Source organism: Caldithrix abyssi DSM 13497 (genome assembly GCF_001886815.1).
Taxonomy (GTDB): Bacteria; Calditrichota; Calditrichia; order Calditrichales; family Calditrichaceae; genus Caldithrix; species Caldithrix abyssi.
This window is the reverse complement of record NZ_CP018099.1, coordinates 1,052,501-1,077,757: the sequence shown is the minus strand read 5'-3', so window position 1 is coordinate 1,077,757 and position 25,257 is coordinate 1,052,501. Positions and strand designations below refer to the sequence as shown.

Genomic DNA, 25,257 nt, shown 5'->3' with positions numbered 1-25,257 from the left:
CATATTAAGCATTAGTAAATAGATCGATTGTTTCACCTTCGTGTAAGGTCACAATGGCTTTTTTCCATGTTGGACGGCGGCCTTCAAAACGCCCGGCTCGCGTGAGCTGGGTACGTTTTTTGCCATAAACCACCATCGTTCGCACAGATTTGACTTTTACGCCGAACTTTTTTTCAACCGCTTGCTTAATCTCAATTTTATTGGCATTTAAATTAACTTTAAATGCGTATTTGTTTTCTTCGTCTTGCAAACGGGCCATTTTTTCGGTGAATACCGGTGCAATTAATATCTGTTTCTCTTTCATTTGGCCAGTACCTCATTAACTTTTTTGACAGCGCCTTCCTGAAAAATTACCGTATCGGCCTTTAACACATCGTACGTCGAAAACGTAACAGACTCGCGAACTTCTACCTGGTACAAATTAGCGGCAGATTTAACCAGCGTGGGCGCATATTCGCTGGTGCAAATCAGCACTTTTTTGCCTTCAAGATTCAAATTACTTAACAAATTCACCATATTTTTGGTAGAAGGCTTTTCGTAATTAAAGTCCTGCACTACCAGTATCTTATTTTCTTTGGCTTTGTACGAAAGCGCCGAACGCCGCGCCAACTGTTTTACCTTTTTATTAACCTTTTGCGAATAATCACGCGGATGAGGCCCAAAGACGCGTCCACCGCCGACCATATGCGGCGCACGAATGGTACCCTGACGCGCACGGCCCGTTCCCTTTTGACGAAACGGTTTTTTTCCGCCGCCTGCAACCGCAGAACGGTTTTTGGTGGCGTGGGTGCCCTGCCTTCTGTTGGCCAGAATGGCTTTCACATCTAACCAGATCACATGGTCATTGGGCTTAATGCCAAAGACCGCGTCATTCAATTCAACGCTTGTATTTGTTTTTTGACCGTCTATTCCGTAAACACTTACCTTCATGATGCACCTGTTCCAGCTTATTTAGTTCTAATTTCTACCAAAGTATTCCGGGCGCCAGGCACTGCCCCTTTAAGGAACAGCAAATTGTTTTCCGGATCAACTTTTACAACTTTTACATTAACCAGCGTATGACGTTTACCACCCATTCTTCCGGCCATCTTCATTCCCTTGAACACTCTTGAGGGATATGAACTTTGACCGATTGAACCGGGAGCGCGTAAACGGTCGGACTGACCATGCGTTTTAGGGCCGCCTCCAAATCCATGACGTTTTACTACGCCCTGGAAGCCCTTCCCTTTGGTTTTACCGGAAACTTTAACAAAAGAACCTGGCTTCAAAACATCAACTTTAATCTCATCGCCTACCTTGAGTCCGTGATCGGCTCCAAAGTCGAACTCTACGAGATGACGTTTTGGTTTAACACCGGCCTTTTTAAAATGTCCAAGCAGAGGCTTTGTAACACGCTTTTCTTTAATGTCGCCAAAGGCCAGCTGAACAGAATCGTATCCGTCAGCCTCTTTGGTCTTGATCTGGGTAACATAACAGGGCCCGGCCTTTACAACCGTAACCGGCACCACCAGACCGTTCTCATCAAAGATCTGCGTCATTCCTATTTTGTATCCTAAAATACCAGCCATTACTCACTCCGAAGCTTGCTTATCAGGTTTTTATTTCTATGTCCACACCAGCCGGTAACTCTAATTTCATCAGTGCATCCACTGTTTTACCGGTAGCATTTAAAATATCGATTAATCGTTTATGAATTCGTGTTTCAAACTGCTCTCTCGACTTTTTGTTAACGTGCGGCGACCGTAAAACGGTATAAACCGTGCGGTCTGTGGGCAGAGGAATCGGCCCGGAAATTACCGCACCGGTGGCTTTGGCTGTACGGATGATCTTATCTGCAGATTTGTCGATCAAATTATGATCGTATGCCTTTAACCTGATTCTTATTTTTTGATTAGCCACGCTTCCACCTCTTCAATTTTTATTCAATAATCTCTGTAACAACACCTGCGCCTACCGTACGACCACCCTCGCGAATCGCAAAACGCAATTCTTTTTCAAGAGCGATCTCTTTTTGCAATTCTACCGTCATGGTAATGTTATCGCCAGGCATAACCATCTCTACGCCTTCCGGCAACTGGACAGAACCCGTCACGTCCGTGGTTCTGAAGTAAAACTGCGGACGGTAGCCATTGAAAAACGGCGTATGACGACCACCTTCTTCTTTCTTCAATACGTAAACTTCTGCCTTGAACTTGGTGTGCGGAGTAATCGATCCAGGAGCAGCCACAACCATTCCGCGCTCTAACTCATCCTTGTCAATACCGCGCAGCAACAATCCTACATTATCACCAGCCTGACCCTCGTCCAGAATCTTGCGGAACATCTCAACGCCCGTACATACTGTCTTTTTGTGCATGCCCAGACCGATGATCTCTACTTCGTCGCCTACGTGTACTTTACCACGCTCAATACGACCCGTACCTACCGTTCCGCGACCGGTAATCGAAAATACGTCTTCGATCGGCATCAGGAATGGTTTGTCAATGTCGCGCTGCGGCGTCGGAATGTAATTATCTACCGCATCCATCAGCTCTAAAATGCATTTCTGAGCTTCAGGATCATCCGGATTATTCAACGCCTGCAAGGCGCTGCCCTTAATGATGGGCACTTCATCGCCCGGAAAATCGTACTGCGACAACAATTCACGCAATTCCAGCTCAACCAATTCGATCAATTCAGGATCGTCAACCTGATCGATTTTATTCAAAAATACAACGATTGCCGGCACATTCACCTGACGGGCCAACAAAACGTGCTCGCGTGTCTGCGGCATGGGGCCGTCTGCAGCGCTAACAACCAATATGGCGCCGTCCATCTGAGCGGCACCGGTGATCATGTTCTTTACATAGTCGGCATGACCCGGGCAGTCAACGTGCGCGTAATGTCTCTTCTCCGTTTCGTATTCCACATGAGCCGTCTGAATGGTAATACCGCGCTCGCGTTCTTCGGGAGCATTGTCAATACTATCAAAACTACGGAATTCGGCCTGACCTTTTTTAGCCAGCGCCTGGGTAATCGCTGCCGTTAATGTAGTCTTTCCATGATCCACATGACCAATCGTACCTACATTGACGTGCGGTTTTTTTCGTTCAAATTTCTCTTTTGCCATTTTTGCCTCCAGAAATTATTTCCAAATCTTTACTTACCACCCTTTTCGATGATTTCTTTAGCAATCTGTTCCGGCACCTGCTCATAGTGTGAAAACTGCATGGTGTAGATTGCCCGTCCCTGTGTTATGGATCGTAATTGGGTGGCGTAACCAAACATTTCAGACAGGGGAACAACACCCGTCACAACCTGCGCATCTTTACGCGGCAAAATACCGGAGATTCTTCCCCGTCGCGAATTCAAATCGCCAATAACATCGCCCAAATACTCTTCAGGCACTACGATCTCTATATTAAAAATTGGCTCCAATAACACGGGATTGGCTTTTTTAGCCCCCTCCTGAAAGGCCATGGACCCGGCGATTCTAAATGCCATTTCGCTGGAATCGACCTCATGATAAGAACCATCGAATAAACGAACTTTAATATCTTCTACCGGGTATCCGGCCAGAACTCCGTTTTTCATGGCGTCTTCAATACCGGCTTTTACGGCCGGAATGAATTCGCGCGGAATTACACCGCCGACAATAGCGTCTACAAACTCAAATCCCTTGCCCGGTTCATTGGGTTCCAGTTCAATTTTTACATGTCCATATTGACCGCGCCCGCCAGATTGCCTTACGAACTTTCCTTCGGCTTCCACTTTTTTAGTAATGGTTTCTTTGTAGGCAACCTGCGGCTGACCAATATTGGCCCCTACTTTGAATTCCCGCAGCAAACGATCGATAATGATCTCAAGGTGTAATTCACCCATACCGCTGATAATCGTTTGCCCGGTTTCCTCATCCGTACGGATACGGAAGGTCGGGTCTTCGTCGCTTAGTTTGGCCAGGGACTGACTCAGCTTATCCTGATCCGCTTTTGTTTTAGGCTCTACCGCCACGGCTATAACCGGCTCCGGAAAGTTCATGCTCTCCAGCAAAATTGGATGCTTGGGATCAGACAGAGTATCGCCCGTTTTTGTATGCTTGAGCCCCACAATGGCTACAATATCTCCGGAACGGGCTGTTTGAATATCTTCGCGATGATTGGCATGCATGCGTAATATCCGCGCTACACGCTCTTTTTTATCCGCATTAACATTTTGAATGTACGAACCGCTGTGCAGCTCTCCGGAATACACCCGCGCATAAGTCAGCCTGCCCACAAAAGGATCGGTTTGTATTTTAAATGCCAGGGCAGAAAACGGCGCGGTATCCAGCGGCTTGCGCGTCATCTCTTCGCCCGTTCGTGGATTATGGCCTTTAATTTCTCCCTTATCCAGCGGAGAAGGTAAATAATCCACAATGGCATCCATTAAGCGCTGAACGCCCTTATTCTTAAATGCCGAGCCGCACAACACAGGCTGTATTTTGCCGTCAATGGTGGCCTTACGAATGGCCGCTTTTAATTCCGCAATGGTGATCTCTTCACCATCCAGATATTTAACCATTAATTCTTCGTCATAATCGGCCACGGATTCCAGAATAGCCGTGCGATACTCATTAGCCTCATCGATCAGATCTTTGGGGATTTCTGCTTCGTCGTACAGCCTGCCCAGTGAACTTTCATTGTATAAAATGGCTTTCATCTCAACCAGATCGACCAGGCCAGTGAACATTTCACCCGCGCCAATGGGAATTTGCAAAGGTAACGGATTGGCGCCCAAACGCTTACGCATCATCTCAACAACGTTATAAAAATCAGCGCCCACGCGATCCATTTTGTTTACGAAAGCAATGCGCGGCACATTATACTTGTCGGCCTGTCGCCAGACGGTTTCGGATTGCGGCTCCACGCCGCCAACCGCGCAAAACAAGGCAACGGCGCCGTCTAACACACGCAGCGAACGTTCAACCTCAACCGTAAAATCAACATGGCCGGGCGTATCAATTATATTTATTTCGGCATCACGCCACTTAACAGTAGTAGCAGCAGAGGTAATGGTAATACCACGCTCTTTTTCCTGTTCCATCCAATCCATCGTCGCAGCGCCATCGTGCACCTCACCAATCCGATGCGTTCTACCTGTATAGAACAGAATGCGCTCGGTGGTTGTGGTCTTTCCGGCGTCAATATGCGCCATAATACCGATGTTGCGAATTTTGGATTTGTCAAATACTTTATTAGCCATCGCTCGTTACTGCTCCTACCACCTGAAATGTGCGAATGCCTTGTTCGCTTCTGCCATTTTATGTGTATCTTCCCGTTTTTTAACTGAAGCGCCTTCGCCTTTATAAGCGGCCATTAATTCATTGGCTAATTTTTCAGCCATGGTGCGCTCGCTGCGCGCTCGAGAGTATCGGATAAGCCAGCGGATGGCCAACGCCTGCCGACGATCAGCGCGCACTTCAACAGGCACCTGATAGGTGGCGCCGCCCACACGACGCGACTTAACCTCAAGAATGGGCGCCACATTTTCCATCGCTTTTTTGAATACTTCCAGCGGATCTTTTTTCAATTTTTTCTCGATCAGATCCAGCGCAGAATAGAATGTTTTCTCTGCAACGCTCTTTTTGCCGTCAAGCATCAAATTATTGATGAACTTGGCAACAACCGCGTCCTTATATTTTGGATCCGGTAAAATTTTTCTTTTTGGTGGTCTTCTTCTACGCATTTTATCTCCAAACCAACCTGTTAATTTTTAGGTTTCTTTGTGCCATACTTAGAACGTCCCTGCTTGCGGTCTGCCACGCCGCTGGTATCCAGCGTGCCCCGAACGATATGATATCGAACGCCGGGCAAATCCTTAACACGACCGCCGCGAATCAATACAATAGAGTGCTCTTGAAGGTTATGCCCTTCACCAGGGATATAAGCCGTAACCTCAAAACCATTCGTCAAACGTACACGGGCTACTTTACGCAACGCCGAATTAGGTTTCTTTGGCGTTGTGGTGTAAACACGCGTACAAACGCCTCTTCTTTGTGGACAACCGGTCAATGCCGGAGCTTTCGTCTTCTTCTCAACTACTTTACGTCCCTTGCGAACCAATTGATTAATCGTTGGCAAGATTTCCTCCAAAAAAATTACAGACTCTTAATTTAATATTTTTTGCATTTAAGCGCAAACTTATTTTTCTACTTTTTGCTGATCTTCTACACCTTTTTGTTCTTCTTTTTCCTGCTCGCCTGGCTCTTCCGCACTCTCCGCCTTCACTTCTTCTTCCTCGGCCTTTGGCTCTTCTTCAACTTCCACCTCTATCAAGGCATTGTCATAGCGACGCATGCCAGTTCCGGCAGGAATCAAATGACCCAGAATCACATTTTCTTTTAAGCCAATCAACTGATCTTCTTTACCAGAAATGGCGGCTTCAGTCAACACCTGAGTCGTTTCCTGAAACGATGCGGCCGAAATAAAGCTCTTAGTCGTTAACGCAGCCTGCGTAATGCCAAGCAACATCGGCGTAAAGGTTGCCGGTCTTGCCTTGCGGAATTTAACCGGCTTCTTTTTGGCCTTTTTCAGGTCTTTATTGATCAACTCAACCGTCTTCTTATCAGTAATGGAGCCTTCCCGGAATAGGCTGTCGCCCGGATCAGTAACCACTAACTTATTGGCAATTTTAGCATTTTCTTCAAAAAAGTCGCTCTTGTAAACCTGATCGCCTGGCAAAAAGTTCGTGTCGCCCGGATCTTCGACCTGCACCTTTTTCAACATCTGACGCACGATAATTCCGATGTGCTTGTCATTGATCTTTACACCTTGCAGGCGGTAAATTTCCTGAATTTCGTTCACCAGATATTCCTGAACCTTGGCCGGTCCCTGAATGTGCAGGATATCTTCCGGAGCGATTGCGCCATCGGTTAAGCGTTCGCCGGCGCGCACATAATCATTCTCATGAACCAGAATGTGCATACCGTGCGGAACCGAATATTTTTTGGACTCCATATCTGATTCGACGATGATTTCACGGATACCGCGCTTGATTTGACCGAACTTCACATAGCCGTCAATTTCACTCACAATTGCTCTATCCTTCGGCGTACGCGCTTCGAACAATTCTGCCACACGCGGCAAACCGCCCGTAATATCGCGCGTTTTACCAATTTCGCGCGGAATCTTCACCAGCACATCGCCGGCATGAACCTCGTCGCCATTATTGACTTGCAAAAAGCCTTTAACCGGCACGAAATATTGATTTAATTTTTCGCCGTTTTCATCCACAATCAGGATGTGCGGCGTAAGGTTTTTATTTTTGGACTCCACAACCACGCGTTGTTTTCGCCCGGTCTGTTCATCCAGCTCCTCTCGGAAGGTAATATTTTCAATAAGATCCTGAAACTGCACCTTACCGGAAGTTTCCGTAATGATCACGGATGAATACGGATCGGTGATGAATAATACCTCGCCGCGTTTTATATCAATACCGTCTTCAATTTTTAATTTTGAGCCGTAAGGCACATTATAGGTGGCGATAATCCGATCGTCTTCATCAAGAATTTCGATTTTTCCATTACGCCCCGTGATAATGGGCTCATTCTCCCGGTTAAGAACGAAGCGGATATTGGTGAATCTGACTTTACCATCCACTTTGGTCGTAATATCCGATTCCGAAGCGATGCGCGCCGCCGTACCGCCAATATGGAAGGTACGTAAGGTCAACTGGGTTCCGGGCTCGCCAATACTCTGGGCAGCCATCACTCCAACGGCTTCGCCCACATCAACCAGATCGCCGGTTGCCATATTGCGACCGTAACACATGGCGCACACGCCCTGCTTTGCTTCGCAGGTTAATTCGGTACGTACTTTAATGATTGTAATGGAAGAGTTGTTGATCTTGTCCGCTATCGCCTCATCGATCAATTCGCCTCGTTTGCAAATAACCTCGTTGGTCACGCGATCCACAACATCTTCCGCCGCCACACGTCCCAGCACACGGTCGGCCAGCGGTTCAATAATTTCTTCGCCCTCTTTCAGGTCGGTGATATCCTGTCCGAGAATGGTGCCGCAATCCAGTTCGGTTACGATCACATCCTGGGCCACATCCACCAATCGACGCGTAAGATATCCGGCATCGGCCGTTTTCAAAGCCGTATCTGCCAGACCTTTACGGGCGCCATGAGTGGAGATAAAATATTCGATCACCGAAAGGCCTTCGAAAAAGTTGGCTGTAATCGGGTTTTCGATGATTTCACCGGTCTGTCCGGTTAATGATTTTTGTGGTTTGGCCATCAAACCACGCATACCGGCTAACTGGCGGATCTGCTCTTTGCTACCACGAGCGCCGGAATCGGACATCATGTACAGCGGATTAAAGCCGTTTTTATCTTTACGTAAACGCTGGAACATGGCTTCAGCCACATCAGCCGTCACCTTGGTCCAGATATCGATAATCTGATTGTAGCGTTCGCCATCGGTGATGATTCCGTTTTCATAAAGCATATGAATTTCATCGACTTTTTTCTGGGCCATTTCAACAAAGACTTCTTTTTCTGGAGCCGTTACAATATCTTCCAGTCCGATGGAAGCGCCTGATTTAGTGGCATAGGTAAAGCCCAGATTTTTTAAGTCATCTAAAAATTTGGCTGTTACCTGGTTACCTAATTTACGGTAACAGATACCGATAATATTTGAGATGGTCTTTTTGGACAACAATTCATTGATAAATCCGATTTCATCCGGCACAATCTGATTAAACAGCACGCGTCCGATAGTCGTATCGACCATTTCGTTGTTTACGCGAACTTTAACCGCGGCATGTAAGGCCACTTTGCCGTTATCATAGGCAATAATTGCTTCTTCCGCAGAAGAGAACACTTTGCCTTCGCCCATACTGCCCGGCAAGCGTTTGGTCAGATAGTAACATCCCAGCACAATATCCTGACTCGGTACGGCAATGGGCACGCCGCTGGAAGGCGACAGAATATTATGGCTGGAGAGCATCAATAATTTGGTTTCTACCTGCGCTTCGTAAGAAAGCGGAATATGAACCGCCATCTGGTCGCCGTCAAAGTCGGCGTTAAATGCCGCGCACACCAGGGGATGGATCTGAATGGCCTTGCCTTCAATCAAAACGGGCTGAAAGGCCTGAATGCCCAGACGGTGCAAAGTCGGCGCGCGGTTCAACATCACCGGATGATCGTCAATGATCTCTTCTAAAATATCCCAAACTTCCGGGCCTTTGCGCTCCACCAGTTTTTTTGCGCTTTTAACGGTTTTCACAAAACGTCGTTCAACCAGCTTGCGAATAATAAAAGGTTTGAATAGCTCAATGGCCATTTCTTTGGGCAGGCCGCACTCATGTAATTTGAGTTCCGGGCCAACCACAATAACGGAACGGCCGGAATAATCGACACGTTTACCGAGCAAGTTCTGGCGAAAGCGTCCCTGCTTTCCTTTTAACATATCGGAAAGCGATTTCAACGGCCGATCGCCATCGGAACGCATGGCCGTGGTGCGCTTTGAATTGTCAAAAAGCGAATCGACCGCTTCCTGCAACATGCGCTTTTCGTTGCGTAAAATCACTTCTGGCGCGCGGATTTCCAGCAATTTTTTCAAACGATTGTTGCGAATAATCACGCGGCGATACAGATCGTTTAAATCGCTGGTAGCAAACCGTCCGCCTTCCAAAGGCACCAACGGGCGCAGTTCTGGCGGAATCACCGGGATGACATCAAGCACCATCCATTCCGGTTTGTTCCGGTATTCCAGATTTTTCTCGCGCATACGGAAGGCTTCCACCACCTTTAAGCGCTTTAAGGCGTCGGTTTTCTTTTGTTCCGAAACATCGGAGCGAATGATTTTTCTTAATTCAAGGCCCAGCTCTTCCACATTAATCATCTTTAACAGGTGGTGAATGGCCTCGCCGCCAATCTTGGCTACAAATTTATTTGGATCGTCATCGGCCAATTCTTCGTTTAATTCGCCGTGCTCATCCAATTGGTCAAAATATTGTTCTTCTGTAATCAGTTGTTTGAATTTAAGATTGCTTTTGCCTGGATTAATGACAATGTAATTTTCGTAATAGATAACCTTTTCCAGGTCTTTAGGCGACATATCCAGCAGATAGCCGATTTTAGAAGGCAATGATTTATAAAACCAGATATGGACCACGGGCACGGCCAGGGAAATATGCCCCATGCGTTCCCGACGAACTTTCTTTTGCGTAACTTCAACACCGCATCGGTCACAAATAATTCCCTTGTAACGAATGCGTTTATATTTTCCGCAATGGCATTCCCAGTCCTTTACCGGGCCAAAAATCTTTTCGCAAAAAAGTCCATCTTTTTCCGGTTTAAACGACCGATAATTGATCGTTTCCGGTTTAGTTACCTCGCCGTACGATTGTTCTAAAATATCATTAGGCGAAGCTAAACTAATTATGATCTTATTGAACTTATTTGGACCTCTACGAATGTTCAAATTTAACACTCCTATTCTAAATTACTCTTTGGCCTAAAGCCTAATTTTGCAATAAAACAGATTGTTTTAAAGCAAACAAAAGCCTCTCGTCTCACTTTGTAAAACGAGAGGCAAAATTCTCTTCAGAATTTTTTTACTCCAGTCGAACCTTTAATGCCAGTCCCTGTAATTCACGAACTAACACATTAAAGGATTCGGGAATCCCCGGATCGGGTAAATTTTCACCTTTTACAATGGCTTCATAAGTTTTGGAACGTCCGGTAACATCATCGCTTTTAACGGTTAATATTTCCTGCAATGTGTAGGCCGCTCCGTAAGCTTCCAATGCCCAAACTTCCATTTCGCCAAATCTCTGACCGCCAAATTGCGCTTTACCACCCAACGGTTGTTGGGTAATCAGCGAGTAGGGGCCGATGGAACGGGCATGGATTTTATCATCAACAAGGTGACTGAGTTTGAGCATATAAATTTGCCCCACCGTTACCGGCTGATGGAATGTTTCGCCTGTACGACCGTCATACAGCGTTACTTTGCCCGATTTCGGCAACCCGGCTTCTTCAATTTCTTTTATTATTTCTTCGTAGTTAGCGCCGTCAAAAACCGGTGTGGCGTATTTTTTATCTAATTTGTAACCGGCCCAACCCAGAGTAGTCTCAAAAATTTGCCCCAGGTTCATTCGCGAAGGCACGCCCAAAGGATTCAATACGATATCAACAGGCGTACCATCTTCCAGAAACGGCATATCTTCCATGGGAACGATTCTGGAAATAACGCCTTTGTTGCCGTGCCGTCCGGCCATTTTGTCGCCGACAGAAAGTTTGCGTTTTTCGGCCACGTACACCTTGGCCAGTTGCGTAATGCCAGGCGGCAATTCATCGCCAACCACCAGTTTGTGTTTTTCGCGTTTCACATCGTTGTCGATATCCTGCAACACCTTGCGATAATCGGAGTACAATTCGCGCACAAAGGTATTTTTAGGATCTTCTTCGAACCAGGTGCTGTTGATATCCAGGCTCTTAACATCCAGTTTATTAAATGTGGTTTCCGTAATTTTCGTATTGGCCTTCAGGGCGCTCTTTCCGTCCACATAGCGGATTCCCACGGTGGTCATGCCTTTAAAATGCTCGCCCAGCCGCTGAGCCAGCTTTTTCTCTACCGCTTTTTTCTTCTTCTCTGCTTCTTGCTCGATCTTTTCAATCAGCTTCTTTTCATCTTTTTTATTTTGCGAATTCTTCTTTTTTCGTGAGAAAAGCCGTGTGGCAACAACCACGCCATGCATTCCAGGAGGCGCTTTTAAACTGGCGTCTTTTACATCGCCGGCCTTATTTCCAAAAATGGCCTTCAATAGCTTCTCTTCGGGCGTGGGATCGGTTTCGCCTTTTGGCGTTACTTTTCCGATTAATATGTCGCCAGCGTGGACTTCTGCGCCAACGCGAATGATTCCGTTTTCATCCAGGTCTTTGGTAGCCTCTTCGCTCACATTGGGAATTTCGCGCGTTAATTCTTCTTCGCCACGCTTGGTATCGCGCACCTGTAATTCAAATTCCTGTATATGGATCGAGGTATAAACATCATCGCGTACGATTCGATCGCTAATGATGATCGCGTCTTCAAAGTTGTAACCATGCCAGGGCATAAAGGCCACCAGCACATTTCGGCCCAGAGCAAGCTCGCCCTGATCCGTGGCGCAACCATCAGCCAGGATATCGCCTTTTTTAACCTTCTGCCCTGCTTCAACCAGCGGACGCTGATTGATAACCGTATCCTGATTGGTGCGGATAAATTTCAGCAGGCGGTATTCTTTTCGATCGTTCAAATCTAACAGGCGTTCTTTTCCGGTTTTTGGCTGCGGCGGATTATCCATTTTAACAACGATCTTTTCTGCGTCAACATATTCAACCACGCCGTCTTCTTCGGCAATGACCAGCGTACCGGAATCTCTTGCCACTTTTTCTTCCATTCCGGTTCCGACGATCGGCGACTCCGGAACTAACAAGGGCACCGCCTGACGCTGCATGTTAGAGCCCATCAGGGCGCGGTTGGCGTCGTCGTGTTCCAGAAAGGGAATTAACGATGCCGCCGGAGAAACGATCTGATTGGTGGCCACATCCATGTACTCTACTTCTTCTGGCGCAACTACCGGAAAGTCGCCCTTTCTACGGGCTTTAACGCGATCGTTTAAGAAATTTCCTTTCTCATCGATTGGCGCATTTACCTGGGCGATAGTAAAACCGTCTTCTTCCGTTGCGGAAAGATATTGTATTTCATCGGTTACTTTACCGTTTTCTACCTTGCGATAAGGCGTTTCGATAAAGCCAAACTCATTGATGCGCGCATGTACGCACAACGAAGAGATCAACCCGATATTAGGACCTTCCGGCGTTTCAATGGGACACAGTCGTCCATAATGGGTGTAGTGCACGTCGCGCACTTCAAAGCCGGCTCTCTCGCGCGTTAAGCCGCCAGGGCCCAGCGCCGAAAGACGTCGTTTATGGGTTAATTCCGCCAGCGGATTGGTTTGATCCATAAACTGAGAAAGCTGCGACGTGCCGAAAAAGGTATTAATAACGGAAGAAATGGTTCTGGCGTTTACCAGATCCTGCGGCGTTAATTTTTCGGCATCGCCGATATTCATCCGTTCCTTAATGGTACGCGCCATACGAGCAAAACCCACGCTAAACTGCGCGGCCAGCTGCTCGCCCACGGTTCGCACTCGTCGGTTACCCAGATGATCAATATCGTCAGAGGGATTAACGCCCAAACGCATGCCAATCAAATATTTCAGAATGGCAATAATATCTTCGCGCGTTAAAACCGTTACATCATAAGGAATATCAAGATTCAATTTTTTATTAATTCGATACCTGCCCACTGCGCCCAGATCGTAACGTTTTTCATTAAAGAACATCCGTTCAATTAAAGCGCGGGCCGTATCGATATCGGGCGGTTCGCCGGAGCGCAGTTGACGATAAATCGCCTCGATTGCTTCGGCTTCGTTTTTAGCAGAATCTTTTTTCAATGTATTCAGAACAAGATTCGGGTTGTTGATATCAGAAGGGCGAACGATTTTAACAGTTTTGATGCCTAATTCCAGACACTGTTCCAGCAGTTCCTGGCTCACATCGCGACCCTGTTCGGCAATAATCTCGCCCGTTGTGGTATCAACCACGTCCGCGGCCAGCATCTGACCGATCAGATAGGGGAATTTATCCAGTTCGATGGTGACTTCTTCGGCTTCGTCAAAAGCATTGACGATATCTTCAACCGTACTGAAGCCGATGGCTCGTAAAAGCATGGTAACCGGAAATTTCTTTTTCCGGTCGATATAAACAAACATGACATCGTTCACATCGGTGGTAAATTCCACCCACGAGCCACGGAACGGAATAATACGCGCAGAATAGATGGGCGTCCCATTGGGATGCAGGGTATCGGAGAAAAATACACCGGGTGAGCGGTGCAACTGACTGACGATGACCCGTTCTGCGCCATTAATAATGAATGTTCCCCGGGAGGTCATGTGCGGCATGTTTCCCAGGTACACATCCTGTTCGATAAATTCCGTAAAGTTTTCGGTTTCGCCCGTCACGTCTTTTATCGCTAAACGCATCCTGGCCTTTAAAGGAACGGAGTAACTAACTCCACGTTCCTGGCATTCACGTTCACTGTATTTGGGCTTATCCACATAGTATTCCACAAACTGTAATTCGTAATTACCCGCGCTGTCACTGATCGGAAAGACACTGTTAAAAACCGCCTGCAAGCCTTGATTTTTACGCTTATCAGGCGGCACAGTATCCTGTAAAAAATCTTCAAATGACTTTAACTGAATATCTAACAGATTCGGGTATTCAATTACTTGTGGAATTCGCGCAAAAGAGTGACGTTTAATTTTCTTTTTACCTTTCAAAGGTACTACCTCTTATTTGAAACGTCTCTTCCAATTATTTAATTTCGACTACGCCACCAACTTCTTCGATCTGCTTTTTAATATCTTCGGCCTCGGCCTTGGAAACGCCTTCTTTAATCGCTTTAGGTGCGCTGTCTACCAGTTCTTTGGCTTCTTTAAGGCCAAGCCCTGTAATAGCACGAACCACCTTGATCACCTGAATCTTTTTATCCCCAGCAGAGCTCAGGACAACATCAAACTCAGTTTTTTCTTCAGCAGCTTCACCTTCGCCACCTGCCACTGCAGGTCCAGCAGCCACTGCTACGGGCGCTGCTGCGGTTACACCGAATTTCTCTTCAATCTCTTTGATCAACTCGGAGATTTCGAGCATTGATGCTTTTTCGAGATATTCAAGAACGTCACTTCTTGTCACGTCTGCCATCGTTTACCTCCAAATTCAAAATTTATGCCTCTTGTTTTTTCTCTTTTAAAGACTCTAATAATCCAACAAATTTCTGCAAAGGTGCCTGCAACGTAGCGGCCAGCTTGGTCATCGGCGCCTGTAACAGGCCGACAAACTGAGCCAGAAGCTCTTCGCGTGAAGGCAGATCGGCCAATTTTATGGCTTCTTCTGTTCCGAACACGTGCCCTTCCAGATAGGCCGCTTTTAGGTTAAGCAACTTTGTCTTTTTATTAAAATCTTTGACAATTTTTACTGGAATCACCGGGTCATCGTAGCCAATCACAAAGGAAGTAACTCCTTTCAAATAAGGATCAAGGCCTTCAATCCCGGCGTTATGCAGCGCTATTTTAGCGATGCGATTCTTTAAAACTTTATATTCTATGTTTGCTTCGCGAAATTGTTTTCGCAAATCATTCACCGTTTGCACGTCGATACCGGTATAGTCTGTTAAATAGATGCCCTTGGCATTTTTAAATTTTTCGGTATACTCTTCAACGATCGCGATTTTTTTTGCTGTTGCCATTTGTTGATCCCTACCTTACTTACATTGAATACGTGGATGCATTACGGTCGATAAAGATTCCGGGACTCATGGTACTGGAGATTGCAATGGATCGCAGATAAGCGCCTTTTGCCGAGGCGGGCTTTAACCGGATCACTGCATTGACAAACGTTTTAATGTTGTCAATTATTTTGTCTTCATCGAACGAGACTTTCGCAACGCCGGAATGAACAATACCCGTTTTGTCCACTCTAAAATCAATTTTACCTGCTTTAATTTCTTTAACCGCCTTCGCCACATCCATGGTCACCGTACCACTTTTAGGATTGGGCATTAACCCTCTGGCCCCTAAAATTCGTCCGAGGCGGCCTACTTTACTCATCACATCTGGCGTTGCAACGGCTACATCAAAATCCAGCCAACCTTTGTTAATTTGCTCAATATACTCATCCAGCCCGGCGTAATCGGCGCCAGCATCTAAAGCTTCCTGCACCTTTTCACCTTTCGCAAAAACCAGCACGCGTACCTTTTTGCCGGTTCCATGCGGCAAAACGACCGTACCTCTAACCATCTGATCAGCATGACGTGGGTCAACACCAAGCCGCATGGCTATTTCAACAGTTTCATCAAATTTAGCAGTCGCAATCTCTTTTAAAAGCTTTACGGCTTCTTCCAAACTGTATTCTTTATCTTTGTCAATTTTGGCGATGAGCTCACGGTAACGTTTACTTCGCTTCATTCTTACCCCATCTAAAATTTTTGGACATTTATTCCACTACTATACCCATACTGCGCGCAGTGCCTTCAATCATGCGCATAGCAGATTCAATATCAGATGCATTCAAGTCTGGCATTTTCATCTCTGCAATCTTACGAACCTGTTCTTTAGTTACCTTGCCGACTTTATTTAAATTGGGCTCGCCAGAGCCTTTTTCCAGCTTTGCTTCTTTTAACAGAAGATCGGAAGCTGGCGGTGTTTTTGTAATAAACGAAAATGAACGGTCGGCATAAACCGTAATTTCCACCGGAATAACGTAACCGGCCTTATCCTGTGTTTGAGCATTAAAGGCTTTACAAAACTCCATGATATTAACGCCATGCTGACCAAGCGCAGGGCCAACAGGAGGCGAAGGCTTTGCCTGACCGGCAGGTATTTGTAGTTTTATTTTGCCTGCTACTTTTTTTGCCATAACTGTCTAACCTCTTTGATTAACTCGTTTATTTTTCCAGCTCAACTTGCAGAAAATCCAATTCAACGGGTGTTGGCCGACCAAAAATACTGATATTGACCTTCACCTTATTCTTCTCTTCATTAATCTCTTCCACAAACCCCGTAAAGTCATTGAAAGGCCCGTCGATCACTCGAATCGGATCGCCCACCTTAAACGGCACCGAAACCTTTCCTTTTACTTCCGTTTCTCTACTCTTTTCAATCTTGCTTAAAATTGACTTAACTTCTGATTCACGTAATGGCGTAGGTTGATTTTTCGGGCCAACAAAGCTAACCACACCAGGCGCATTTTCAATGATGTGCTTGGTCTGGCTATCCATGACCATTTCAATAATCATATAGCCCGGGAAAAAAACGCGGTTTTTAACGCGTTTTTTGCCGTCTTTCATCTCAATAATATTTTCTGAGGGAATAATAATATGCCCGACCTTATCTTTGATACCCTGTAATTTAATTTCGTGCTCAATATGGGCTTTTGCCAGGGCCTCTTTTCCAGAGTACACCCTCAGTGCATACCACTTTTTTTCACTCACTTCTACACCAACCTCGCCATCATCAATAAAAGATTTTAACTATCTGGGAGATAAGCAAATCAGCTAAAAAAATGTAAGCCGTAAACAATAAGCTAACAACAACTACGATTAAGGTGGAATTGACTAATTCCTGATGACTTGGCCAGCTGACTTTACTCATCTCCACCTTAACTTCGTCTAAAAATTTTTTTATCTTTTTAAACATCCTATTTCCCAATTCAGTTAAGTCAAAAAAATCAGCAGGCGTGGAGGGACTCGAACCCCCAACCCCTGGTTTTGGAGACCAGTGCTCTAGCCAATTGAGCTACACGCCTAGCTGATGAGAATTATCTTGTTTCTTTATGCATGGTACGCGCATTACAACGCGGACAGTATTTTTTATATTCTACGCGTCCGGTGTGCTTGCGTTTATTTTTTGTCGTCGTGTAATTACGACTTTTACATTGCGTACATTCGAGCGTAATAATATCTCTCACGACCCTTAACCTTTACTATTCAATTATTTCCGTAACAACACCTGCGCCTACCGTACGACCACCCTCGCGAATCGCAAAACGCAATTCTTTTTCAAGAGCGATCTCTTTTTGCAATTCTACCGTCATGGTAATGTTATCGCCAGGCATAACCATCTCTACGCCTTCCGGCAACTGGACAGAGCCCGTTACGTCCGTGGTTCTGAAGTAAAACTGCGGACGGTAGCCATTGAAAAACGGCGTATGACGACCACCTTCTTCTTTCTTCAATACGTAAACTTCTGCCTTGAACTTGGTGTGCGGAGTAATCGATCCAGGAGCAGCCACAACCATTCCGCGCTCTAACTCATCCTTGTCAATACCGCGCAGCAACAATCCTACATTATCACCAGCCTGACCCTCGTCCAGAATCTTGCGGAACATCTCAACGCCCGTACATACCGTCTTTTTGTGCATGCCCAGACCGATGATCTCTACTTCGTCGCCTACGTGTACTTTGCCACGCTCAATACGACCCGTACCTACCGTTCCACGACCGGTAATCGAAAATACGTCTTCGATCGGCATCAGGAATGGTTTGTCAATGTCGCGTTGCGGCGTCGGAATGTAATTATCTACCGCATCCATCAGCTCTAAAATGCATTTCTGAGCTTCAGGATCATCCGGATTATTCAACGCCTGTAAGGCGCTGCCTTTAATGATGGGCACTTCATCGCCCGGAAAGTCATACTGCGACAACAATTCACGCAATTCCAGTTCAACCAGTTCGATCAATTCAGGATCGTCAACCTGATCGATTTTATTCAAAAATACAACGATTGCCGGCACATTCACCTGACGGGCCAACAAAACGTGCTCGCGTGTCTGCGGCATGGGGCCGTCTGCAGCGCTAACAACCAATATGGCGCCGTCCATCTGAGCGGCACCGGTGATCATGTTCTTTACATAGTCGGCATGACCCGGGCAGTCAACGTGCGCGTAATGTCTCTTCTCCGTTTCGTATTCCACATGAGCCGTCTGAATGGTAATACCGCGCTCGCGTTCTTCGGGAGCATTGTCAATACTATCAAAACTACGGAACTCGGCCTGACCTTTTTTAGCCAGCGCCTGGGTAATCGCTGCCGTTAATGTAGTCTTTCCATGATCCACATGACCAATCGTACCTACATTGACGTGCGGTTTCTTGCGCTCGAATTTCTCTTTTGCCATTTATCAATCCTCCGAAAAGCTTTTTTAAAACTGCTTATAAAAAAAACTCGAGCTCACGACCGGACTTGAACCGGTGACCTCATCCTTACCAAGGATGTGCTCTACCGACTGAGCTACGTGAGCCTATGTTGAAAAAGGGGAAAGCTAGAGCGGGAGACGGGACTCGAACCCGCGACCAACAGCTTGGAAGGCTGTGACTCTAGCCAACTGAGTTACTCCCGCTTACCCCTTTTTCGAGTTGCGGTGTTAACATAACCAGATGGCTGTTAACACTTTAGCCTGAGCTGGCGAGAGGACTTGAACCCCCAACCCGCTGATTACAAATCAGCTGCTCTACCAATTGAGCTACGCCAGCGTCAAGTAAAATTTGCAGTCTTCTAATTTAAATAATTTTCAGAAAAAGTCAACACTTTTTTTGCTTTATCGCTATTTTTTTTGAGCGCAGCAAATTTAAACAGTTTTCAACGTGAACGCAATTCTTTTTAACCTGCTACCTTATATATTAACTCATATTAATGCGCTCGTCCTAAAAAACGTGATCTGTCATTTTTTACGAAGAAAGAAATCTTTTAGCTCCAATAAAAACGATCTATCTTTTAGATTGAACTATTAAAACACCAACTTATGTTATAGTGAACTCATTATAAAGTCCATTTTAATAATTTTAATAAAATTTTGTTCCACAATTATTTTTATTAGAAACCATTAAAAATATTTTCACGATATTTCAGAGTGCAATATATTACCCCAACTGGCATATGAGACTCATACGATCATAAGGCATTATGTTTCACTTAAACGCTCTGAGACGTTTAAGTGCAAAGCTTATTCATATTAATGTTAAAAAGCTACATTAAATATGGCGATCTTTAGTGAAGCTAAATTTGACATCCTCAAATTTATTTTTTAGATTTGTAAACTTTAAAATAAACAAAGATTAATTTAAAGGAGACGAATAACCAATGGCTCATCATAAGTCAGCAATCAAGAGAATTCGCACAGAACAAAAGGCGAGGAGTCGTAATCGTTACTATAAACGTCGGGTTAAAGAGGCCATTAAAAGCGTTTTAAGCAGCCAGAACAAAGAAGAAGCATTGGAAAACTTTAAACGTACTGTATCTCTTTTAGACAAGCTGGTTAATAAAAGAATTTTTCACCGCAATAAGGCTGCCAATCGTAAAGCTAAATTAGCGCGCTACATCAATTCTCTGGAACAATAAAAGACAGGTATTTAAATCCTGTCTTTTATTGTTTTCATTTTTCATTCAATTTTTTCTGTTCATATATTTATAGAATCTCCACTCCTTAAAAATAAGTATATTTTTTAATGTGATTTTATGGATGAGTTTAGTCTAAAAACCACGAATTTCACGAATGGGCACGAATATATTTTATGTAATTTAAATAAATACAATAGGCCCATTTAAATGAATTTGGATAGCAATACCTTTTTATAGTGGACTCATGGATTATTTAAATTACCTGTTTTGGAATACTTCCTTCAAAAAATGTAATGACTTAGCTTGATAAAATTTTTGTTCGGTTTTAAAAACTCATCCCCCACCCCTTCTCTGTATCCATTCGGTGAAATACATATTGACTTTTAAATGAGGTCTGTAGATGATTATTTTTCGAATTTTATTTTCCAGTTTTCTGGCATTAGGTCCGCAAGATGATTTTTATGATAACCTGGCAGGATGGTAAGTAATTTTCTTAAATAACTTTTTGGTTCAAGTCCGTTAAGGTGGCCATTGGTCAACAATGTCTTGGTTCAGCGGGAAATAGACTTTTTGCCCAAAAATTAAGGTGTAAATTTTCGCATCGAATTGCGCTTTGAAAATAAAAACTTTCTGCGGATTTGTCAAGAATATACAAAGCGACTGCGTCGTTCTTGACAAATCCTACGAAAGTTCTTTGCTGGTCGCTACGCAATTCGATGCTTAAATTCATGCGACATTTCGCTCCTGATTTAATTTTAAACGATATGCTCTGGCTGCGTCTAATTTTTGTTGCCTTTTTTTTAAACGCTCTTCCGTTCTACCAAGAAGAACATCCTCCGGAGTTAAATAATAAATAGCGCTGTGCAATCTCTTCGTATTATAATAGGTAATGTAATCATTGATCTGCTCTCGGGCGTCTTCTATGGAAACATAGCTCTTTTTACGAATCGATTCTTGTTTTATGGTTCCATGGAAGCGTTCTAATTTACCATTACTTTGCGGATGCGCAACAGAGGTACGCACATGGTTTAAACCTTTTTGTTTCATATATTCCTTAAATTCTTTGCCAGTAAATTGACTGCCGTTATCGCTTATAATACGTGGACGTGCTTCTGGAAATTTTTCCAGAGCCTTCTCTATGGTCAGCTCTACGTCATAGCCGGTCATGCTGCTGCGTAATTCATGATGTACAACATAGCGGCTGGCACCATCCAATACCGTGATCAGAAAAAGAAACGTGCCTAATACGTTTAGGTAACTAATATCCACATGCCAATGATCATGAACTCGTAAAGGCTGAATAAATCCTTTACGAGAGGGCTCTTTTTTGGGATTCCAGCGATTTAGAAGGCCATGTTTTTTCAATACGCGGTATACCGTGGAAGGACTGACCGCTACCACATTCTCATCTATCATTTTGTAGGTCTCTCGACGATAACCGTCTATTAAACGACCGCTACAATAGTTAACGATCAAACGCTCTTCCTCCGGCAGAATCCAGTGACTCTTGGGAATCTGTCCATTATAATGGTTTGGGATTCCTTGACGTTTTTTCCAATCATAATAGCGACTCCTGGGAATCCGAAGCCACTTGATGAGTTCTCTTTTCTTCAAGTTCGTACGCATGACCATCGATTCCACATAATGAACAATCTCGTCACGAACATCAGGTTCTACCCATTTACCGTTTAAATTTCGCCATTTAAGTTTTTTTTTAACTCAATATTTTCACTGACAATTTCGGAAATGACTTTATCTCGCTCGCGCAACTTTTTCTCTAAAAGATGAATCTTAGCGTCGCTACTCTTTTTCTTCTTATCAGAAAAGCTGGCCAAAGCGCCTTCAAAAAGCTGCTTTTTCCAGCGATAGAAAACATTAGGATGGATTTGATAGCGCTCGCAAATGGTAGAGACTGGAATTTGATTTTCCAGATTTTCCCGTAAAATGCGAACCTTTTGCTCGGCTGAAAACTTGCGTCTGGAATTGGACATGATGTCTCCTTTCGGTTTGTTTCTTTAGTTTACAATACAACTTAGCAAAAGTCCAATTCCATCTGAAGCAAAACAACAAGGTGTTTTTCACCACAGATATATTTGAATCATGTCCTAAGGCAGAACAGCTGTAACCAAAAACTTCATTAGAGACGATTTTGAAGGTAAAAAATCAAGCGTAAAGGGCGCAAAGTATCCACAATGTTCGCCAAGCCTTGACAGCATAACAATTAATTCGTGACGCGTAATAAGTTACGTATTACCTATTTGTAAAACTTTTCGCATCCCGCCATGGGGAGACACCTCTTTTAAAGGAAGTATCCTAAAAAGCATGAGGTTTTAAATTTTATGCTATTTTTTACGAAAGAAGATTTTTTTAAAGTTTGTTGAAGTTTATTTTTATGGCTTATGGTGTAAAGCACTTGCTTCATTAATTAATTTAAAAGATTGATAATTAGGAAAGATATTTGGCTGGGAAATAGAAAATAAAAAGCCTCCGCAAGGGAGGCTTTAAAGGAAAATTCTGGTGACGCCCTACTCTCCCATCCCCGAGGGGACAGTACCATCGGCGCAGACGGGCTTAACTTCTCTGTTCGGAATGGGAAGAGGTGTTTCCCCGTCGCCATAGTCACCAGAATTTAAAATGTTTTGACTATCATTCATTTTAGATAGAAGTAGTAAGTATCTACCTGTTGGTAGTAAAAATAGGTTAAGTCTCACGGCTAATTAGTACTGCTCGGCTGAATCCGTTGCCGGACTTACACCTGCAGCCTATCTACCTCCTAGTCTCGAAGGCGCCTTCAGTCCCGATTACTCGGGAGGGATGTTTCATCTTGGGTTGGGTTTCGCGCTTAGATGCTTTCAGCGCTTATCCACACCGAACATAGCTACCCAGCTGTGCTCCTGGCGGAACAACTGGTACACTAGAGGTTCGTCCACTCCGGTCCTCTCGTACTAAGAGCAGACCCCCTCAAACATCCTACGCCCGCAACAGATAGGGACCGAACTGTCTCACGACGTTCTAAACCCAGCTCGCGTACCGCTTTAATTGGCGAACAGCCAAACCCTTGGGACCTTCTCCAGCCCCAGGATGCGATGAGCCGACATCGAGGTGCCAAACCACTCCGTCGATGTGAACTCTTGGGAGTGATAAGCCTGTTATCCCCGGCGTACCTTTTATCCTTTGAGCGACGGCGCTTCCACTCGCTACCGCCGGATCACTAAGCCCTGCTTTCGCATCTGCTCGACCTGTATGTCTCGCAGTTAAGCCCCCTTATGCCTTTACACTCTACGCACGATTACCAACCGTGCTGAGGGGACCTTTGGGAGCCTCCGTTACTCTTTTGGAGGCGACCGCCCCAGTCAAACTACCCACCTGACACTGTCCCTCCACGTGATTCAACGCGGCAGGTTAGTACTCCAACTAAGCAAGGGTGGTATTTCAAGGGCGGCTCCATGCCGACTGGCGTCGACACTTCACAGCCTCCCACCTATCCTACACATGCTTAGCTAAAGTACAATATCAAGCTGTAGTAAAGGTGCACGGGGTCTTTCCGTCCCGTTGCGGGTAGCCGGCGTCTTCACCGGCATCACAATTTCGCCGAGATCCTCGTTGAGACAGCGCCCAAGTCGTTACACCATTCGTGCAGGTCGGAACTTACCCGACAAGGAATTTCGCTACCTTAGGACCGTTATAGTTACGGCCGCCGTTTACCGGGGCTTCGGTTCACTGCTTCTCCTGCCGAAGCAGAATAACAGATCCCCTTAACCTTCCGGCACCGGGCAGGTGTCAGTCCCTATACGGCGTCTTACGACTTCGCAGAGACATGTGTTTTTAGTAAACAGTCGCTTGGGCCTGGTCACTGCGACCCCAGAACGCTCATCCCGCAAGGGGAATCACATCCCAGGGCACCCCTTCTCCCGAAGTTACGGGGTCAATTTGCCGAGTTCCTTAACGAGGACTCTCTCGAGCACCTTAGGATTCTCTCCTCATCTACCTGTGTCGGTTTACGGTACGGTCAGCTTTGACTCTCGCTTAGAGGCTTTTCTCGGCAGCGTGATTAGGGCCAGTTTATGCCCTTACGGGCTCCTATTCGCGTCTCGGCGTTAGTGGACGTGCGGATTTGCCTACACATCCCGCCTACGCGCTTAAACCGCCTATTCCGTCAGACGGCTGGCCGGTCACTTCTGCGTCCCCCCTTCGCTCAAACAAGTCAAAGCTGGTACGGGAATATTTAACCCGTTTCCCATCGCCTACGCCTCTCGGCCTCGGCTTAGGGGCCGACTAACCCTGAGCAGATTGACTTTACTCAGGAAACCTTAGATTTTCGGTGAACAGGGTTCTCACCTGTTTTATCGCTACTTATGCCAGCATCCTCGTTTCCATCTCCTCCAGCATACCTCACGGTACACCTTCAACGGTTAATGGAATGCTCCCCTACCACTCAAGGAACAAGGATCAAGGCGCAAGGAATAAGGCTTTAATCCGCTACTATCCGTAACATGCCCCATAACATCTTGCCTATCTCCTCATACGTCCTTTGCAGTTCAAGGTATTGCGCTTCTGGAATATAGCCTAAATCAAAACCATATCTCAACCACAAACGCGTCTCATCACAACTTCCTATAGATATCTCTAGATGATTTACAAAGCGTTTCGGCCTGCGCTTCTTAAATCCATAACCTTCTACGATATTTGATACAACAGATTTACTGCTATCTCTTAATTGCGTGGCCAGTCCTTTATACTGCTCATAAGCCGGAAACTTCAAGCTTAATCTATGAACTTCCAAGCTGGCAGCATAACTACGAACATAAACACTTAAATCATCTAACGACTCCATCGGCTTGCTCCTTGTACCTTGAACCTTGCTCCTTGAATCCGTAGCTTCGGTGCACGACTTGAGTCCCGACAATTATCGGCGCCAAACCACTTGACCAGTGAGCTATTACGCACTCTTTAAATGATGGCTGCTTCTAAGCCAACATCCTGGTTGTCTCTGCGGTTTAACATCCTTTCTCACTTAGCCGTGACTTGGGGACCTTAGCTGACGGTCTGGGTTCTTTCCCTCTCGTCTGTGAAGCTTATCCCTCACAGGCTGACTCCCGATCATCGTGTCTACGGCATTCGGAGTTTAACAGGGGGCGGTACCCCGGTGAGGGCCCTAACCCTATTAGTGCTCTACCTCCGTGACACTGTTAATCGAGGCTAGTCCTAAAACTATTTCGGGGAGAACGAGCTATCTCCGAGTTTGATTGGCCTTTCACCCCTACCCACATCTCATCCAATGGTTTTTCA

Annotated in this window: 21 protein-coding genes, 4 tRNA genes and 2 rRNA genes (1 of these 27 running past the window's edge); 1 reads left to right on the top strand and 26 read right to left on the bottom strand. The window is 45.4% G+C overall.

All coding sequences use genetic code 11. The annotated features are described in order from the left end of the window. Positions 1-4 precede the first annotated feature (4 nt). From rplW to Cabys_RS04135, 22 genes are all read right to left on the bottom strand, one after another. Positions 5-304 carry a 50S ribosomal protein L23 gene (rplW, locus tag Cabys_RS04240; RefSeq protein ID WP_006928913.1) on the bottom strand — a complete coding sequence of 100 codons (300 nt, stop codon included), beginning with the start codon at positions 302-304 and terminating at the stop codon, positions 5-7. After that, positions 301-930, bottom strand: coding sequence for a 50S ribosomal protein L4 (gene rplD, locus Cabys_RS04235; RefSeq protein WP_006928912.1), 630 nt, complete (start codon positions 928-930; stop codon positions 301-303). The genes rplW and rplD overlap by 4 nt, the downstream gene beginning before the upstream one ends. Before the next feature lie 17 nt (positions 931-947). After that, positions 948-1,568 (bottom strand): 50S ribosomal protein L3, encoded by a 621-nt coding sequence (rplC, locus tag Cabys_RS04230; RefSeq protein ID WP_006928911.1) that lies wholly within the window; start codon positions 1,566-1,568, stop codon positions 948-950. A gap of 22 nt (positions 1,569-1,590) precedes the next feature. Next, positions 1,591-1,899 (bottom strand): 30S ribosomal protein S10, encoded by a 309-nt coding sequence (gene rpsJ, locus Cabys_RS04225; protein ID WP_006928910.1) that lies wholly within the window; start codon positions 1,897-1,899, stop codon positions 1,591-1,593. 19 nt (positions 1,900-1,918) lie between these two features. Continuing rightward, the gene (gene tuf / locus Cabys_RS04220; RefSeq protein WP_006928897.1) at positions 1,919-3,109 is read right to left on the bottom strand and encodes an elongation factor Tu; all 1,191 of its coding nucleotides are present in this window, start codon (positions 3,107-3,109) and stop codon (positions 1,919-1,921) included. A gap of 29 nt (positions 3,110-3,138) precedes the next feature. Further along, positions 3,139-5,220, bottom strand: coding sequence for an elongation factor G (gene fusA, locus Cabys_RS04215; protein WP_006928909.1), 2,082 nt, complete (start codon positions 5,218-5,220; stop codon positions 3,139-3,141). Positions 5,221-5,235: 15 nt separating this feature from the next. Then, the gene (gene rpsG, locus Cabys_RS04210) at positions 5,236-5,703 is read right to left on the bottom strand and encodes a 30S ribosomal protein S7 (RefSeq protein WP_006928908.1); all 468 of its coding nucleotides are present in this window, start codon (positions 5,701-5,703) and stop codon (positions 5,236-5,238) included. A gap of 20 nt (positions 5,704-5,723) precedes the next feature. After that, a complete protein-coding gene (gene rpsL, locus Cabys_RS04205) occupies positions 5,724-6,098 on the bottom strand; it encodes a 30S ribosomal protein S12 (protein ID WP_006928907.1) in 375 nt (124 codons plus the stop codon). 60 nt (positions 6,099-6,158) lie between these two features. After that, entirely contained in the window at positions 6,159-10,448 is a 4,290-nt protein-coding gene (rpoC, locus tag Cabys_RS04200) for a DNA-directed RNA polymerase subunit beta' (protein WP_006928906.1), read from the bottom strand. A gap of 133 nt (positions 10,449-10,581) precedes the next feature. Continuing rightward, positions 10,582-14,358 carry a DNA-directed RNA polymerase subunit beta gene (rpoB, locus tag Cabys_RS04195; protein WP_006928905.1) on the bottom strand — a complete coding sequence of 1,259 codons (3,777 nt, stop codon included), beginning with the start codon at positions 14,356-14,358 and terminating at the stop codon, positions 10,582-10,584. Positions 14,359-14,392: 34 nt separating this feature from the next. Then, positions 14,393-14,779 carry a 50S ribosomal protein L7/L12 gene (gene rplL / locus Cabys_RS04190; protein WP_006928904.1) on the bottom strand — a complete coding sequence of 129 codons (387 nt, stop codon included), beginning with the start codon at positions 14,777-14,779 and terminating at the stop codon, positions 14,393-14,395. Positions 14,780-14,801: 22 nt separating this feature from the next. Next, positions 14,802-15,323: a 50S ribosomal protein L10 gene (gene rplJ / locus Cabys_RS04185; protein ID WP_006928903.1), complete on the bottom strand. Its 522-nt coding sequence runs from the start codon at positions 15,321-15,323 to the stop codon at positions 14,802-14,804. Between the two features lie 19 nt (positions 15,324-15,342). Then, positions 15,343-16,041 (bottom strand): 50S ribosomal protein L1, encoded by a 699-nt coding sequence (gene rplA / locus Cabys_RS04180; protein ID WP_006928902.1) that lies wholly within the window; start codon positions 16,039-16,041, stop codon positions 15,343-15,345. Between the two features lie 28 nt (positions 16,042-16,069). Further along, complete coding sequence (gene rplK / locus Cabys_RS04175) at positions 16,070-16,492, bottom strand: 50S ribosomal protein L11 (protein WP_006928901.1); 423 nt, start codon at positions 16,490-16,492, stop codon at positions 16,070-16,072. Between the two features lie 28 nt (positions 16,493-16,520). Beyond that, positions 16,521-17,066 carry a transcription termination/antitermination protein NusG gene (nusG, locus tag Cabys_RS04170; protein WP_006928900.1) on the bottom strand — a complete coding sequence of 182 codons (546 nt, stop codon included), beginning with the start codon at positions 17,064-17,066 and terminating at the stop codon, positions 16,521-16,523. Positions 17,067-17,088: 22 nt separating this feature from the next. Next, complete coding sequence (gene secE, locus Cabys_RS20690; RefSeq protein ID WP_006928899.1) at positions 17,089-17,271, bottom strand: preprotein translocase subunit SecE; 183 nt, start codon at positions 17,269-17,271, stop codon at positions 17,089-17,091. A 35-nt stretch (positions 17,272-17,306) separates the two neighbouring features. Next, a tRNA-Trp gene (locus Cabys_RS04160) sits at positions 17,307-17,380 on the bottom strand. A 12-nt stretch (positions 17,381-17,392) separates the two neighbouring features. Further along, positions 17,393-17,542 carry a 50S ribosomal protein L33 gene (gene rpmG, locus Cabys_RS04155; RefSeq protein ID WP_006928898.1) on the bottom strand — a complete coding sequence of 50 codons (150 nt, stop codon included), beginning with the start codon at positions 17,540-17,542 and terminating at the stop codon, positions 17,393-17,395. 15 nt (positions 17,543-17,557) lie between these two features. Then, positions 17,558-18,748, bottom strand: coding sequence for an elongation factor Tu (gene tuf, locus Cabys_RS04150; protein ID WP_006928897.1), 1,191 nt, complete (start codon positions 18,746-18,748; stop codon positions 17,558-17,560). Positions 18,749-18,798: 50 nt separating this feature from the next. After that, positions 18,799-18,871, bottom strand: a tRNA-Thr gene (locus Cabys_RS04145). Between the two features lie 25 nt (positions 18,872-18,896). Then, a tRNA-Gly gene (locus tag Cabys_RS04140) sits at positions 18,897-18,970 on the bottom strand. Between the two features lie 60 nt (positions 18,971-19,030). Then, positions 19,031-19,103, bottom strand: a tRNA-Thr gene (locus Cabys_RS04135). Between the two features lie 607 nt (positions 19,104-19,710). Between Cabys_RS04135 and rpsT the strand changes: the two genes are divergently transcribed. Next, positions 19,711-19,968: a 30S ribosomal protein S20 gene (gene rpsT / locus Cabys_RS04130; RefSeq protein ID WP_006928896.1), complete on the top strand. Its 258-nt coding sequence runs from the start codon at positions 19,711-19,713 to the stop codon at positions 19,966-19,968. A gap of 726 nt (positions 19,969-20,694) precedes the next feature. Here the strand turns inward: rpsT and Cabys_RS04120 are convergent. The 4 genes from Cabys_RS04120 to Cabys_RS04105 all read right to left on the bottom strand — a co-directional run. After that, positions 20,695-21,594 carry an IS3 family transposase gene (locus Cabys_RS04120; RefSeq protein ID WP_006928894.1) on the bottom strand — a complete coding sequence of 300 codons (900 nt, stop codon included), beginning with the start codon at positions 21,592-21,594 and terminating at the stop codon, positions 20,695-20,697. A 62-nt stretch (positions 21,595-21,656) separates the two neighbouring features. Then, positions 21,657-21,959 carry a transposase gene (locus tag Cabys_RS04115; protein ID WP_006928893.1) on the bottom strand — a complete coding sequence of 101 codons (303 nt, stop codon included), beginning with the start codon at positions 21,957-21,959 and terminating at the stop codon, positions 21,657-21,659. Between the two features lie 521 nt (positions 21,960-22,480). Beyond that, a 5S ribosomal RNA gene (gene rrf / locus Cabys_RS04110) occupies positions 22,481-22,595 on the bottom strand. Between the two features lie 69 nt (positions 22,596-22,664). Beyond that, a 23S ribosomal RNA gene (locus tag Cabys_RS04105) occupies positions 22,665-25,257 on the bottom strand (it continues 842 nt past the right edge of the window).